Annotated in this window: 13 protein-coding genes; 7 read left to right on the forward strand and 6 right to left on the reverse strand. The window is 46.8% G+C overall.

Annotation, left to right across the window (positions count from 1 at the left end):
• Nucleotides 1–234 precede the first annotated feature (234 nt).
• The 3 genes from cutA to AC1HDP_RS10990 all read left to right on the forward strand — a co-directional run bounded on the left by cutA (nucleotide 235) and on the right by AC1HDP_RS10990 (nucleotide 4,152).
• Complete coding sequence (cutA, locus tag AC1HDP_RS10980; RefSeq protein WP_140933754.1) at nucleotides 235–570, forward strand: divalent-cation tolerance protein CutA; 336 nt, start codon at nucleotides 235–237, stop codon at nucleotides 568–570.
• The gene (locus AC1HDP_RS10985) at nucleotides 567–2,414 is read left to right on the forward strand and encodes a protein-disulfide reductase DsbD (protein ID WP_479638805.1); all 1,848 of its coding nucleotides are present in this window, start codon (nucleotides 567–569) and stop codon (nucleotides 2,412–2,414) included. The genes cutA and AC1HDP_RS10985 overlap by 4 nt, the downstream gene beginning before the upstream one ends.
• A 118-nt stretch (nucleotides 2,415–2,532) precedes the next feature.
• Nucleotides 2,533–4,152, forward strand: coding sequence for a cation:proton antiporter domain-containing protein (locus tag AC1HDP_RS10990; RefSeq protein ID WP_479638806.1), 1,620 nt, complete (start codon nucleotides 2,533–2,535; stop codon nucleotides 4,150–4,152).
• 49 nt (nucleotides 4,153–4,201) lie between these two features.
• Here AC1HDP_RS10990 and AC1HDP_RS10995 read toward each other — a convergent pair whose 3' ends face one another.
• The 4 genes from AC1HDP_RS10995 to yedE all read right to left on the reverse strand — a co-directional run bounded on the left by AC1HDP_RS10995 (nucleotide 4,202) and on the right by yedE (nucleotide 7,782).
• On the reverse strand, nucleotides 4,202–4,603 hold the full coding sequence (locus AC1HDP_RS10995; protein ID WP_140933757.1) for a hypothetical protein: 402 nt from the start codon (nucleotides 4,601–4,603) through the stop codon (nucleotides 4,202–4,204).
• A 357-nt stretch (nucleotides 4,604–4,960) separates the two neighbouring features.
• Entirely contained in the window at nucleotides 4,961–5,974 is a 1,014-nt protein-coding gene (locus AC1HDP_RS11000) for an NAD(P)H-quinone oxidoreductase (protein ID WP_479638807.1), read from the reverse strand.
• A gap of 163 nt (nucleotides 5,975–6,137) precedes the next feature.
• On the reverse strand, nucleotides 6,138–6,380 hold the full coding sequence (gene yedF, locus AC1HDP_RS11005) for a sulfurtransferase-like selenium metabolism protein YedF (protein ID WP_140933759.1): 243 nt from the start codon (nucleotides 6,378–6,380) through the stop codon (nucleotides 6,138–6,140).
• 142 nt (nucleotides 6,381–6,522) lie between these two features.
• Nucleotides 6,523–7,782, reverse strand: coding sequence for a selenium metabolism membrane protein YedE/FdhT (gene yedE / locus AC1HDP_RS11010; protein WP_479638808.1), 1,260 nt, complete (start codon nucleotides 7,780–7,782; stop codon nucleotides 6,523–6,525).
• A 567-nt stretch (nucleotides 7,783–8,349) separates the two neighbouring features.
• On the opposite strand from yedE, the gene AC1HDP_RS11015 reads away from it, so the two are divergent.
• The 3 genes from AC1HDP_RS11015 to AC1HDP_RS11025 all read left to right on the forward strand — a co-directional run bounded on the left by AC1HDP_RS11015 (nucleotide 8,350) and on the right by AC1HDP_RS11025 (nucleotide 9,985).
• Nucleotides 8,350–8,919 (forward strand): DUF502 domain-containing protein, encoded by a 570-nt coding sequence (locus AC1HDP_RS11015; RefSeq protein WP_479639874.1) that lies wholly within the window; start codon nucleotides 8,350–8,352, stop codon nucleotides 8,917–8,919.
• Between the two features lie 158 nt (nucleotides 8,920–9,077).
• Entirely contained in the window at nucleotides 9,078–9,488 is a 411-nt protein-coding gene (locus AC1HDP_RS11020) for a DUF1801 domain-containing protein (protein ID WP_479638809.1), read from the forward strand.
• 125 nt (nucleotides 9,489–9,613) lie between these two features.
• On the forward strand, nucleotides 9,614–9,985 hold the full coding sequence (locus tag AC1HDP_RS11025; protein WP_479638810.1) for a hypothetical protein: 372 nt from the start codon (nucleotides 9,614–9,616) through the stop codon (nucleotides 9,983–9,985).
• A gap of 139 nt (nucleotides 9,986–10,124) precedes the next feature.
• Here the strand turns inward: AC1HDP_RS11025 and ssb are convergent, their stop codons facing one another.
• Both ssb and AC1HDP_RS11035 read right to left on the reverse strand, forming a co-directional pair.
• The gene (gene ssb, locus AC1HDP_RS11030; protein WP_140933763.1) at nucleotides 10,125–10,805 is read right to left on the reverse strand and encodes a single-stranded DNA-binding protein; all 681 of its coding nucleotides are present in this window, start codon (nucleotides 10,803–10,805) and stop codon (nucleotides 10,125–10,127) included.
• Between the two features lie 31 nt (nucleotides 10,806–10,836).
• Nucleotides 10,837–12,204: an MFS transporter gene (locus AC1HDP_RS11035; RefSeq protein WP_140933764.1), complete on the reverse strand. Its 1,368-nt coding sequence runs from the start codon at nucleotides 12,202–12,204 to the stop codon at nucleotides 10,837–10,839.
• Nucleotides 12,205–12,452: 248 nt separating this feature from the next.
• Here AC1HDP_RS11035 and uvrA point away from each other — a divergent pair, with 248 nt between their 5' ends.
• The gene (gene uvrA / locus AC1HDP_RS11040; protein WP_479638811.1) at nucleotides 12,453–15,278 is read left to right on the forward strand and encodes an excinuclease ABC subunit UvrA; all 2,826 of its coding nucleotides are present in this window, start codon (nucleotides 12,453–12,455) and stop codon (nucleotides 15,276–15,278) included.
• Nucleotides 15,279–15,472 lie beyond the last annotated feature (194 nt).

Consider the following 15,472-nt stretch of genomic DNA (forward strand, 5'->3'; position numbering starts at 1 on the left):
AAAATAAATTAATGCTTCTTGAAAACTAAATGGGGTTTTACTTGTCTGTTTTCAAGAGCTAATCAGGTTAACATCCCAAGGCTCAAGTTATCTGGCTCACTGTTTTTTGGTAACAAAGATGCAGATCTAGCCTAAAACACGTAAAGTACGCAACCTTAACGCCAAGAATCGCCATCAGTGTATGGCATTTGGCTTAAACCAGATTTAATCACTCCCTAGGTTGGAATAAGTCACATGGAAAAGCCCCAACTTGACAGCTATTTACTGGTATTAACCACCTGTCCAGATAAAGCCACAGCCCAAACTATCGCCAAGGCCGTGATTAGTGCACAATTAGCCGCCTGCGCGCAAATAGGCCAAGCCATTGAATCGATTTACCAGTGGCAAGGAGAAATGCAGGTAGAGAGCGAAATTCCGCTGCAATTTAAATGCAGCCAGAGCCAATATGTGCCGTTACAACAAACCTTGTTACAACTTCATCCCTATGAAGTACCACAGATAGTCGCCGTTCCCCTGTCTTATGGATTACCCGCTTATTTCAATTGGATAAAAGAAAACAGCCCATCATGAAGAAACTGATAACCCTACTTTTTAGCGTAGCGCTTTTAGCCTCGCCCTTTACGCAAGCAGACAGTATTTTTGGCTCTAAAGGTTTTAGCTTTCTAAAACAAGAACCACAATTAATGCCTGTTGAGCAAGCCTTTGTTTTTGATTTTAAACAACAAGGTAATCAAGTGGCCGTTAGCTGGGTCATAGCCGATGGTTACTATCTGTATCAAGATAAGCTTAAGTTTTCAGCCGATAATGCCACCTTGGGTGAAATCCAATTGCCTAAAGGCGTGATGCATCACGATGATTATTTTGGTGAGCAAGAAGTCTATACCCAGTATGTCGACATCCCAATTGCCATCAAAGAAGCGGCTAAAGATGCCAAGCTCACAGTCACCTTTATGGGCTGCGCCGAGGGTAAACTGTGTTTTCCCCCGACCAAGCAATATGCGCCACTGGCCGAAGTTGCCAGCAATGATGGCTTACTGCCAGTAACAGCCGCCACCAGCCAAGCGGCTGCCGCGACTGATACTAATGCCAGCGAAGGTTTTTTCAGTAACACCAGTAATAGCGAGCATGTCAGTGAGCAAGATGGCCTGAGCAAGTTATTGAGTGATGGCAATCTCGGCTGGACCTTATTAATTTTCTTCGGTTTAGGCATAGGCTTAGCGTTAACCCCCTGCGTATTTCCTATGTATCCGATTTTGTCTGGCATTATTGTCGGCCAAAAACAGCAGTTATCCACCGCTAAAGCCTTCACCTTGTCCATGGCTTATGTGCAAGGCATGGCGATTACTTACTCGCTCCTTGGCTTAGTCGTCGCCTCTGCCGGCCTTAAGTATCAAGCGGCGCTGCAACACCCTGCGGTACTGATTTTCTTAGCCATCATGTTTGCCGTGCTCAGCTTGTCTATGTTTGGCGTGTATGAGCTTAAGCTGCCTAGTCGCTGGCAAGAAAAAATGAATAGCGCGGCTAACAACCAGCAAGGCGGTAAGCTTGCGGGCGTATTCATGATGGGCGTGATTTCAGGCTTAGTGGCTTCTCCTTGCACTACTGCGCCGCTATCTGGCGCCTTAATCTATGTGGCGCAAACCGGTGATTTACTGCAAGGCTTCTTGGCCTTATATGTCCTCAGCATGGGTATGGGCTTACCGCTACTCATCATAGGCACCTCGGGCGGTAAATTGCTACCACGCGCTGGTCAATGGATGGACGTGATTAAAACTGTGTTCGGCTTCTTGCTGATTGCTGTATCTGTGGTAATGATTAGCCGCATTTGGCCAGGACTTGTGACTGACATCCTTTGGTCTGTGTGGGGCGTAAGCTTAATTGCATACTTAATGCATCAGAACAAGTTAACCGCCTTTGACTGGAAACAAACCGTGCGCTCAGTGCTATTAACCTTAGCCCTGCTTGGCAGCTTCTCTTACGGCTTCCAAGCTGTGATGGCAGCCCTTGGTCATGCTAGCCCTGTGATTAGTGGCGAAAAAGCGCCGAATAAAGGCTTCACTAAATTTAAAACCTTAGCTGAACTTGATACTGAGCTTGCCGCCGCCAAGGCGGCTGGTGAGCCTGTGCTTATCGACTTTTATGCTGACTGGTGCGTTGCCTGTAAAGAGTTTGAAAACATCACTTTCAAATCTGAGCAAGTGCAGCAAAGATTCCAGAAAATCCGTTTGCTTAAGGCCGATGTCACTAAGATGGACAGCGATGATGAAGCCTTATTGGATCATTACGGCATCAAAGGCTTACCTACCTTATTGCTATTTAATGCCAATGGCCTTTTAGATAATGGCTTAACCGTCACTGGATTTATGGGACCTGTGGCTTTTGCTGAGCAACTCGATAAACTTAACGCGCAGTAATGTTACATAAGCGCACAAAAACCCTTCATTTCTGAGGGGTTTTTGTTTTCTAAGTTGTGACAAAGCCTGCCATTGGCATTTACAATAGTCACAAGAAATTTAGCTATAAGTGGAATTCATGGAACCAGCAATACTCGTTATCACTCTTTCTTGCGGGCTATTAGTCAATCGCCTCGGCTTACCGCCGCTTATCGGTTACTTAATTGCAGGTTTTGCCCTGTATTTATTCGGCATCAATGACGCAAGCTTACCCCTGCTAGAAACACTCGCTAACCTAGGCGTGACCTTACTGCTGTTTGTTATTGGTCTGAAACTCGACATTAAAAGTCTATTTAAGGCCGAAGTGTGGGCGGGAGCCAGTATTCATCTGATTGGATCCATGCTGTTCTTTATCCCGCTGCTGAAATTACTCGGGTTAATTGGCCTAAGTCAGCTGACCGATTTCACAATTGAGCAATTAAGCTTGTTAGCCTTTGCCTTGAGCTTTTCTAGTACCGTTTTTGCGGTCAAAGTGCTCGAAGACAAAGGCGATATGCAGTCGCTCTATGGCCGCGTTGCCATTGGTATCTTGATTATGCAAGATATCTTCGCGGTAGCGTTTTTAACTATTTCTAAAGGCGAAATTCCAAGTGTTTGGGCTTTTGCTCTACTGCTGTTACCACTAGCCAAACCATTGATTTACCGCGCTCTGGATAAAGCTGGCCACGGTGAATTATTAGTACTGTTTGGCTTAGTGATGGCGCTCGTAGTCGGTGCTTGGCTATTTGAAAGTGTGGGTTTAAAGCCTGATTTAGGTGCCTTGATTGTCGGTATTTTATTAGCCGGCCACCCAAAATCATCTGAGCTTGCTAAGTCATTATTCTATTTTAAAGAATTATTTCTGGTCGCCTTCTTCCTCACCATAGGCCTTAATGGTTTACCAAGTGTGGAAGATGTTGGTTTGGCGATGATTTTAGTGGCTTGTATTCCGCTTAAGATTGCCTTGTTCTTGTATTTATTAACCTTCTTCAAGCTGCGCTCACGCACCGCGGTTCTAACCTCATTTAACTTAGGTAACTACAGTGAGTTCGGTTTGATTGTGGCAGCAGTTGCTACCACCAAGGGCTGGTTACCACAGCAATGGCTGGTGATTATAGCCGTGGCCTTAAGCTTAAGTTTCTTACTGGCAGCGCCACTTAATAGCTTAGTGGGTCTGTTTTATCAAAAATACCAAGGTAAATTACGCCGCCTTGAGCACTATCCACTGCATCCAGAAGATAGACCTATCAGTATCGGCAAAGCTAAGTTCTTAGTCTTTGGTATGGGCCGCATTGGTAGCGGCGCTTATGATGAGCTTAAAGCTAAATATGGCGATGGCGTGGTGGGGATTGAGCATAAGCATGAGTTGGTTGAATACCACTTAAGCGTTGGCCGCAATGTCGTGCATGGCGATGCCGGTGATACTGACTTTTGGGATAAACTGGAGCGCAATACTGAGGTGGAATTAGTGCTACTGGCTATGCCCCATCACCGCGGTAACTTGTTTGCCATCGAGCAATTAAAGCAGCGCGAATACAAAGGCCGTATTAGCGCGATTGTGCAATATCACGATGATGCCGAGTCATTAAAAGAGGCCGGCGTAGATAGCATTTACAACCTCTACGAGGCCGCGGGTGCTGGTTTTGTTGATCACGTGATTAAGGAGCTTGAATTCTTGCAAGCGCTTGAAAACCAGCCGGAATCACGCGCCGCTAACTAAATTACAGAGATAAAAAAAGCTGGCTTAGCCAGCTTTTTTTATGGGTGGATTAGTCGTCGAAATCGTCGGCCCAATCTTCAAAATCATCCCCTAAACCTTCCACTTCGGGCTCAGGTTCAGGCTCAGGTTTTGCTTTACGTGCAGGCGCGGCATAAGCGTTTTCTTCGAGCTCTTCAAGGCTGCGATGCTTTACCATAAAAGCGGCGCGAGCCTCTTTCCATGCGGCGCCATATTGTGTTTGGGCGGCACTTAATGCGTCACCTTCCAATTCATATAAATTGACCTTCACAATATCTTCTACATATTCAATGATCGTGTTGCGCTGAGCATTGAAAAGGTAGATGCGTCCTGGAGATGCATCGGGTAACTGATTATCGTGAACAACCACTGAGTTACCTCGAGAGGTACGAAGTTCACCAAACCAAACCTGTTTTTTTGCGGTGTTGTACATATATGCTAATACCCTTAAATCAACACATACTTTTGAATTTGTCCATTAGATAGCGCTGTCGCTATTGGCTGTCAAGTAACTTATGCAGCCGGACCTCTTTTAAGGCGATATTCTTACAGAATATGAAACAGAATCAATCCTGCAGATGCCAAATTTTCATATTTAACTAAGCGAATTTTCGCCTTACAGCACATTTTCAATGTCTAGTTGCAATTTAGCTGAAAAATACATCTGGGCAAGTCTTTTATTAAAAAAACCTCGCTAAATCATCAAGTCGCCTCACAATTGCGACCAAGCATTGGTTGGTATTACCACTAATGAGTTAGCTATGAGTCAATCTTAACCACTCGATGTTAGTCATGCGAGCGAGTCATGGGAGGGTGCCATGACTAACACTAGCTTGCCGCTAAATTGGCGCGTCGCAAAGACTTGGTGGGCCAACCTCACATCCCTTAACGCAAACGTCTGAAAAATGGGTAAGCTAAGGGGCTGAGTGGCAAATAAGGGCCAAACTTGGCGCAGTAACTGCTGGGCGATTTCGCTCTTGGCCTCATCAGATTGCGCCCGCAAGGTTGAAGCCACCCAAGTTAAGCGCCGACTCATTAATTTGAAAATATCCACTGTCACTTGTCTGCCCGTTTGGCAGGCAATAGAGACTAAGCGGCCTTCATAGGCCAGACTATCTATGGCGGCGTTAAGCCACTGCCCACCTAACTGATCAAGCACCACATCGACCCCGCGCCCTTGTGTTAAGGCGAGCACTTGGTCACTGACATTATCGGCGTCACCCCACAGCACGTCATCGGCGCCTAAATTGAGGCAATACTCACGCTTACTCTCAGAGCTCACTAAGGCAATGACCTTGACATCAAAGGCCTTAGCTAAGCGAATGGCGGCGCTCCCTATGCCGCCAGAGGCGCCTAATACCAGTAAAGTCTCACCCGTCTTAAGGCGGCCGCGCATAAACACATTGCCCCACACGGTAAAAAAGGTTTCTGGCAAAGCGGCAGCTTGGATGAGGGTTAATTCGTTAGGCACAGGTAAGCAGTGATTAGCATGAACCGTGACATACTCGCTATAACCGCCGCCCGCCACCAAAGCGCACACCTTATCACCAAGTTGCCAAGTGGTATGTGAACTGACATCAGCGCCCAAACCAACGATTTCGCCAGCGACTTCTAGCCCGAGTACTGCTGATGCTCCAGCGGGCGGCGGGTAATGACCTTGACGCTGCGCCATATCCGGCCCATTAATACCAGCCGCTGCTACCTTGATTAACACTTGCATGGCACTTGGCCTAGGGATGGGCATTTCACTCAATGCCATCATCTCAACCCCACCGACTCCCTGACATGCCACATAATTCATCATATTCACTACCCTTGTGCGAGACTTGCCTTGCTTAGCTTTTATCTATTAGTAGCATGCTTCTCTATTTAGAAGCATGGTTAATAGCATGAGAGTGGCTAAATTCCAGCAAAAAAAACCGCCGAATAACGGCGGTTTTAATGAGTAATAAATCTAGCGCATAAGCTTATTTACGCAGTAAGAAGCGCACTAATGGCCCTTGCTGACTCAGAGATAACACTTCATAACCATGATTTTTAGCATCTGTCGGTATGTTATTAATCGACTGCAAACAGTCAGTCACGACTTCTAACACTTGGCCACTGGCTAGCTGAGTCATAGCTTCTAAAGTCGCTACCGCTGGATACGGGCAAGGCTCACCCATGATTTCTAATTGAAAATCGGCATTTGGCAAAGATGGTTGCTGCATAATATTTATTTCACTCTATGACTGATGCCAGTCGCTATTTAATGGGGTGTCATGGATAAAACGCGCATGATGAGCGCTTTATCCACTGAGACGTTTGAACTCATACTTTAGACTGAGTTCAGCTTAAGTCATCGACCTAAACTTAATGAGTCGCTGTGCTATTGATTGCAGTAGCCGTTGCCACATTGATGCTTGCCGCATTGCTGTTAGCTAGATTTCGATTCGCCATGGCGCGCTTAAAGAAATAACGCTCCCACAGTAAAATGGCTGCCAAAGATAAGCCTAATAATCCGTAGGTTAAGAGCACTCCGCCCCATGGACCTAACTCAGTCAATAAATTCAACTTAGGCCAGCTGGTCGCTAATGGCGTGGCTAAATCATCCCACCACCAAGCCAGTAAGATTGAGCCCAGAATATTACCAATACCGACATACCAAAAATGCACTTGTCCTTCCATAGCGCGATACATCCAGCCGGTTTCGCAGCCGCCAGCGAGCACTATGCCAAAGCCAAATAATAAACCGCCAATCACGGCATTAGGGCCTGCCCACATGATTTTTTGGGCAACGCCTTGATCAATAAAAGCAAACACGCCAATGGCAGATACCGCCATCCCTAAAATAATGGCTTTAGCCATTTGGGTGCGACCGGTGATCCACATATCGCGAAATGCTGAGGTAAAGCAGATTTGAGCGCGCTCGATTAATAAACCAAAACCAACACCAAACAGTAAGGCGAGCCCCAATTTGGGAGCATCAAATAAACTAATAATGCCCCAAGCAACCAGCGCCACAAACAACATAATGCCTAAGCGGAACTGACGCTGACCTGAACTCATAGTCGTCGCTTTAATGCTCTTATTGCCCGCGGTCAGTTTTAACGGCACACGTAACATAGGTAGCAAACAAAAGCGCGCTCCAGCATAAGAGCCAGCGGCGGTTGCTAGCGCAAACAACCAAGCATGAACGCTGAACTGCGGAATACCGGTAAAGAAGGCTGCTAAATTGCAGCCCATGGCTAAGCGCGCACCAAAGCCTGCGATCATGCCGCCAATTAAGGCTTGGGCAATGCGGCGTTTATGCTGCGGAAAACGCAGCTTAACATTGTTAGCCCACAAGGCCGCGGCCAAAGCGCCGCCAAACATGCCAATAAGCAACATGCCACCTACTCTATCAAGAGGCGTGCCCTTAAGCCCAATAATCTGAAAATACTGCCACTGAGTCGGATCAATGCCAACGCCTTGTAATAAATGACCGCCCCAGCGCGTAAACTCCCCGGTGACAGCCCACAAGCTACCCGTTAGCCCAAAAAAATAGGTCGCCATAACCCCAGCGGCTATCACAGCTGGAATGGGTGACCAAAACTTAATTAAATAGGCTTGCTTGAATGCTTGCCAGCTCATGAAATCTCTCCGCGCTAAATTGAGGGCGCATCATACGCGAAAATGGCCCGATCAATTGGCTTGAGATCGCGTTTATAAAACAAAATTCATCCAATTTAGCTGACGACTTAGCTAAGTGATTGATTTGATCTGGGCTTTGATCGGGTGATGGGATAAATAGAGGCGTTGCGAGTAGATCGCTATGTCGATCTAACAAGTTATCATTGCAGCTCGCCACCTGCGACCTCACCTTCACTGGCCGTAAGATCCCCCCCTAAAATAAAACTAGATCGAATGCGGATCTCAGTGGTCGCTCAGGCCTTAGCTTGAGTCTTAAGTCTTGAGTTTTAAGTAACGACCGCGATCAGTTATTTGGCACTACAATCCACTCAAGTGAGTGACATCTCATTTTTTAACTGCCGCGCACAAGCTGATTAAGCACGCACTTGAACACACGCAAATACAAACCTAAGCAAAAACTAAACTAAGGCATTACCTGATTGATACTTGAGCCCCCAAGCGGCTAGCCCTTGTGTTAGCATGCACGCCGATAAATGACATCAACCCATGAGTAATAACGAGGACGGTATGAAAGCAACCCTAACCCGCGGCCTAATGAATGTACTGCCGATGGCCCTCAGCCTATGGTTGTTTTGGTCACTATTTGAATCGCTAGATGCTTTAGGCGGCTTATTAATCAGCCTAGCGGGAGTGAAACCTTTTCTTGGCACCGGCTTTATATTGGTTATTTTATTAGTGTTTATTGCAGGCTTATTATTTTCAGTCAGTCCATTTGCTTGGGGCTGGCATAAAATCGAAACCGCTTTAATGCGCTTTCCGCTATTTAAATCTGTCTATGGCAGCATTCGCGACATAGCCTCATTAATGAATCGCGACGACAAACTCACCAATCAGCAAGTGGTATTAGTCAAACAAGCTAATGGCGGTTATGTGGTGGGTTTTATCATGACAGATACTGTGCCGGCGCCGCTTAGCGCCGCCTTAGGTGATGATGATTGGGTGCCTGTGCTGTTTCAGCTGTCCTATCAAATGGCTGGCGTAACTAGCCTAGTGCGCCGCGCAGATCTAATCCCTGTGGATTGGCCATTTGAAGATGCCATGCGCTTTAACTTAACCGCAGGCTTGTCTAAGTCGTAACGGCAGTGTGATTTAGCTTAACAGCTAAGTCACTCATAGAGGGCATTAATATCATGCCCTCTATGAGTGACTCTTGGCGACTTGCTAGCGTCAAGATATAATCGCTGAATCCACTATGATCAAAGCTATGGCTACACTCATGGTGTTAAGGATTCGATATGACTAACACTTATTTACTCACAACAAGCTGGGATCATTATCCAAGTGCGGCCAAAGCTTATCTTTTAGCACTTACGCAGCTTATCTATGAGGTTGCAAGCGAGCAACAATTAGGGGAAGTGGCTGCCAGCCTTAAATGGGGGCAAGTCAGCTTTACTGTCAAAGGCAGTAGTTCGGTGCGCTTGGACTGGACTATTAACGCGCCCGAGCAAGTCGCCCTGTATTTTATCTGCCACACCCGCTTAGTTGACACTTTTAAGCAACTCTACGGTGAGCAATTAATCTTGCAAGGCAATCGCGCCATTATCCTGCCTTTAACGCAGCCCATACCTATCAACATATTACGCCACTGCATCAAGCTGACTTTTAGCTATCAGCGCATCAAACACTTGCCTTTGCTTGGGTGTTAATCTTGCGGGGTACTAGATAAAATAATGGATGATATTTAGAGTCACAATTAACTCAGATAAAAATAATAGAGCACTCATGGAGCCTGATGTTATAACGGCACACTTGCATAATTTTGTCTGAGCTTATGAACATAGTCCGCACATTTTTGCTGTTATTAATAGCGATAAGCCCTGCACTACATGCAGATACTTGCTCTGTTACTGAAGATGATATTGTCGGCGCTTGGAGCCAGCAAGGTGAACAAGGATTTTTCGAGGAATTTGCACTTACATCAGACTCAAGTTCAGGCGTAAAAGATTTCAACTCATGGCTTCATCATAGACCAGAGCTAGTTAATGCTGCCTGGGAGTTCAAAGATTGCCAACTCATTATCACGCCGCGCAGAAATGAATTTTCGCCCTTTCAACTCAATATTCTTAGCCTTAAAGAAAATGCACTGCAACTACAAGATGAGTCCGAAGATTTACCATCAGTGTATAAGCGGATTTTGAATTAGCCTTAATAACAGTGGATATTGCCATCAAATATTAAAGCTGCGAAATCATAGAACTTAAGTGAAAATTTTTACCCTAAAAAAACAAAACCCAGCGCTAGGGCTGGGCTTTATATTCATAATCGTTCAGCAAAACTTAACGCTAGAACGGGATATCATCATCCCAACCCTCATCTAAATCTGGGGTATAGTTTTGCTGTGGTGCAGCAGCTGGCGCGGCTTGTGGCTTAGGCGCTGGACGCTGTTGCATTGGTGCAGATTGCTGCGGTGCACTTTGCTGTGGCGCTTGGTAAGCTGGCGCGGCAGGAGCAGATTGATAATTCTGCTGTGGCTGCTGGTAAGCTTGCTGCGGAGCACTTTGTTGTGGCGCTTGATAATTCTGCTGTGGCTGCTGATAACCTTGGTTAGCCGGCTGGCCAGCAAACTGGTTATTCTGACCACCAAAGTTGCCAGCGGCTTGACCTGGTTGACCTTGTGGACGGCCACCCAGCATTTGCATGCTACCGCTTTGATCTACCACGATTTCAGTAGAATATCTGTCTTGACCACTTTGGTCTTTCCACTTGCGAGTCTGCAGCTTGCCTTCCACGTAGACTTGTGAACCTTTGCGCAGGTATTCACCGGCAATTTCAGCTAACTTGCCGAAAAACACCACACGGTGCCATTCAGTTCTTTCTTGCTGCTGTCCTTGCTGATCTTTCCACGATTCACTAGTGGCCACTGTGATGTTGGCCACTGCATTGCCATTTGGCATGTAGCGTACTTCAGGATCTTGTCCTAAATTACCTACCAGAATCACTTTATTCACACCGCGACTGGCCATTTAACTCTCCGCTCAATTCAAAAAAATCAGTCTAATTGACAAAGCCTAACACAGCTCGGGCTTGTCTCAAATCGAAATGCTCTTCAACTTTTAGGTAGGCAACTTTTTCTTCCAATACAACAATGGCTTCGGCAACACCGTCCAGTTCAGATAATTGCATGGCCAGTTTTTTAGCCTCAGCTGTGCTCGAGACTTCTGCCGCTAAAGTATAACTTTTTAGCATCACAGGATTAGCCATACCTAAGGTAATGATGAGCCACAGCACCACTAACGCCGCAGCCAATAAAAACACTCCGGTCGCCCCCAGCAATTGATAAGCGCCGCCGCCGAGTAAGCCACCACAAAACGCCCCTAAAAACTGACTGGTAGAATAAACGCCCATGGCCGTGCCTTTTTCACCCACAGGGCAAAACTTGGCAATTAAGCTAGGTAGTGAGGCTTCAAGGTAGTTAAAACCAGTAAAAAATAGCAATAAGGCTAATGCCAATGCCCATAAGGTGGTGGGCAGCGCAGCTAACAACAATAAAGCAGTTAACAGTAATCCCAGTGCAATTTGAAACATGCCGCGAGCCGTTTTCTTTTTAGCGCTGATAATAATCAGCGGCACCATCAAGATAAACGCGCCGACAAAGGTCGGGAAGTACAATAACCAGTGCTGCTCTTTAACAAGGCCAGCATCGACTAAACCGAGCGGTAAGGCCACAAACACGGCCGTTAAAATCAAATGTAGTAAAAAGATACCCGCATCTAGGCGTACCAATTGGCTGTTTTGCAGCATCTGTTTGATTTTGGCGGGCGCCGCTAAGGTATCGCCTTTAGGCGCCTGACTAATAGGGTTTGGCACAAACAAATACACTATGGCAATGCCGACTAACGCCAGCACAGCGGTTAGTGCAAACAGACCGCTAAGCCCCATATGTTCAGCCACTATCGGCCCCATCAATAACGACAGCGCGAACGATAAGCCGATACACATGCCAATAATCGCCATGACTTTAGTGCGTTGCTCATCACGACTCAAATCAGCCGCTAGCGCTAATACGGCGGCAGCAATGGCGCCCATGCCTTGCACGGCGCGGCCAAACACTACCCCATAAATAGAGTCGGCCATGGCAGCAATGACTGAGCCAATGGCAAATATGATAAGGCCACCAATAATCACCGGCTTGCGGCCGATTTTATCAGACAATATGCCCATGGGAATTTGTAACACGGCTTGGGTGAGGCCATAAGCGCCAATGGCGATTCCGACCCACAAGGGGCTAAATCCAGTGAGGTGTTGGCCATATAAGGCGAACACCGGCATGATCATAAACAAACCCATCATGCGTAAGCCAAAGATACTAGCGAGGGAAAACGCCACCTTCTTTTCCGTTGCCGAAAGACCGTTTGCGGCCATGAGACTGCCCTGTACTGAGATAAATTTTTAGTTGGCGGATAGTAGCATAGCCACAAATGATCCCCAAGCAGCCCAAATAGGCTTAACTCACAAGATATCAAGTTGATGTACCACGCCCATGAGTGAACGCTTATCTAGAGGGGCGATTAAGGCGATGCAAATTTACTCGCGTTTTTGCTAGCAACTCCTCGGCTAAACTGTGCAATACTAATACACTTTTTTTGACTCTACAGGAGCTGCAGCGAACGATGGACACGATTGAAATACGTGGTGCCCGCACCCATAACCTGAAGAACATAAATCTAACCATTCCTCGAGATAAGCTGATTGTGATCACAGGCTTATCTGGTTCCGGCAAATCATCTCTGGCCTTTGATACCTTGTATGCTGAAGGGCAGCGCCGTTATGTTGAGTCATTATCGGCCTATGCGCGCCAGTTCTTGAGCTTGATGGAAAAGCCGGACGTTGATCATATTGAAGGCTTAAGCCCTGCGATTTCTATCGAGCAGAAATCAACCTCACATAATCCGCGCTCAACAGTTGGCACCATTACAGAGATTTACGATTACCTGCGCCTACTGTTTGCCCGCGTCGGTGAACCGCGCTGCCCAACCCACGGCGAGCCATTAGCCGCGCAAACTGTCAGCCAAATGGTCGATAAAGTGCTGGAGATGCCAGAAGGCAGCAAATTAATGCTGCTCGCGCCTGTCATTAAAGCCCGCAAAGGCGAGCACGTTAAACTACTCGAAAGCTTGGCGGCTCAAGGCTATATTCGCGCCCGTATTGATGGCGAAGTGTGTGATTTATCTGACCCACCAACCTTAGATTTACACATTAAACACACCATAGAAGTGGTGGTTGACCGCTTTAAAGTGCGCGATGACATGCAGCAGCGCTTAGCAGAATCCTTTGAAACTACCTTAGCTTTATCGGGCGGCATAGCCACTATCGCCCCCATGGAAGGTGATGGTGAAGAACTCGTGTTTTCCGCCAACTTTGCCTGTAGCCAATGCGGTTACTCGATTGCTGAATTAGAGCCGCGCATTTTCTCGTTTAACAATCCGGCCGGCGCGTGCCAGACCTGTGATGGCCTCGGCGTTCAAACCTTCTTTGATCCGCAGCGGGTTATCACTAATACCGACTTATCTTTAGCGGGCGGAGCCATTCGTGGCTGGGATCGTCGTAACTTCTATTATTTCCAAATGCTGACCTCGTTAGCCGAGCATTACGGTTTTAATGTTGAAGTGCCATTTTCTGAGCTCAGCGACAAAGTTAAAAAAATCGTGTTATTTGGCTCGGGCAAAGACAGTATTTCGTTTAAATACATTAATGATAAAGGCGATGTGGTGGTTCGTAATCACCCGTTTGAAGGCATCATTAATAATATGCAGCGCCGCTATAAAGAAACTGAATCTAACTCAGTGCGCGATGAGTTATCTAAATACATAGCCACTCAGCCGTGTCCAAGTTGCGGCGGCTCGCGCCTCAAAGAAGAAGCGCGCCATGTATTTATCAACGATATTAATTTGCCAACCTTAACCTTCTGGTCGATTGGCGAAACCATGAATTATTTTGAGCAGCTGCAATTTAGCGGTCAAAAGGCGCAAATCGCTGAAAAGATTTTAAAAGAAGTACGCGATCGCTTGGGCTTCTTAGTCAATGTCGGCCTGAATTATTTAAGCTTATCGCGCTCGGCCGAAACCTTATCAGGCGGTGAAGCGCAGCGTATTCGCTTAGCCAGTCAAATTGGCGCTGGGCTTGTGGGCGTAATGTATGTACTTGATGAGCCATCCATTGGTTTACATCAACGCGATAACGAGCGCTTATTAGGCACACTTAAGCACTTACGCGATCTTGGCAATACCGTGATAGTGGTTGAGCATGATGAAGATGCTATCCGCATGGCCGATCATATTATCGATATTGGCCCAGGCGCTGGCGTGCATGGCGGTGAAGTCATTTGTGATGGCTCGCTTGAGGACATTATAAACTGCGAACAATCTGTGACAGGCCAGTACATTAGTGGTCGCAAGCAAATTGAAGTCAGTGTCGCGCGCACGCCCATGGATCCTAAGCAAGTGATTGAGCTTTATGGCGCCACTGGCAATAACCTCAAGAGTGTTGATTTAACTATTCCGATTGGTTTACTAACCTGCGTGACGGGTGTCTCTGGCTCAGGTAAATCCACCCTGATTAACGATACCTTCTTTAAGATTGCCCATCGCATGCTCAATGGCGCTACCGTCGATGAGCCCGCGCCCTATGACAAAATTGTTGGCATGGAACTGTGCGATAAAGTTGTCGATATCGATCAAAGCCCCATTGGCCGCACGCCGCGCTCCAACCCCGCCACTTATACCGGCATTTTCACTCCTATTCGTGAGCTGTTTTCTGGCACCCAAGAATCCCGCAGCCGCGGTTATCAACCAGGGCGTTTCTCGTTTAACGTTAAGGGCGGGCGCTGCGAAGCGTGCCAAGGCGATGGTTTGATTAAGGTTGAAATGCACTTTTTACCCGACGTATACGTGCCTTGCGACACCTGTAAGGGTAAGCGTTATAACCGCGAAACCTTAGAAGTGCGTTACAAGAACAAGAATATTCACGAAGTGCTGCAAATGACCGTCGAAGAAGCCCGCGTATTCTTTGATGCTGTGCCTGCCATAGCCCGTAAGTTGCAAACCTTAATGGATGTGGGCTTGTCGTATATTCGCTTAGGTCAAAGTGCCACGACGTTATCGGGCGGTGAAGCGCAGCGGGTAAAACTGGCTAAAGAGCTATCTAAGCGCGATACCGGTAAAACCTTATACATTTTAGATGAGCCGACCACAGGGTTACACTTTGCTGATATTCAGTTGTTGCTCGATGTATTGCATCGTCTAAAATCACAAGGTAATACCATAGTAGTGATTGAGCATAACCTCGATGTGATTAAAACCGCTGACTGGATTATCGATATGGGACCTGAAGGCGGCGCCGGTGGTGGTACCATTTTAGTGGCTGGCACCCCGGAACAAGTCGCCGCCCATCCAGAGTCACATACGGCTCGATTCTTGCGACCTATGCTGCAGAAATAAGGACTTCAATCCAAAAGTGCCTAACTATTATCCACTTAAACGCTAAGGTTGGCACTTTTGGCAGTTATATTGCATAAGGCATAGTCAAATCGCAAAACCGCTGCTATACTATTTCGTTTTCGGCGCGGGAAATCGACACGGGGTTGATTTTCTGTCTGTGAAGTTATCTAAGCGCAATCGCGCATCCACAAGGC

This window comes from Shewanella sp. ISS20, from assembly GCF_056522965.1.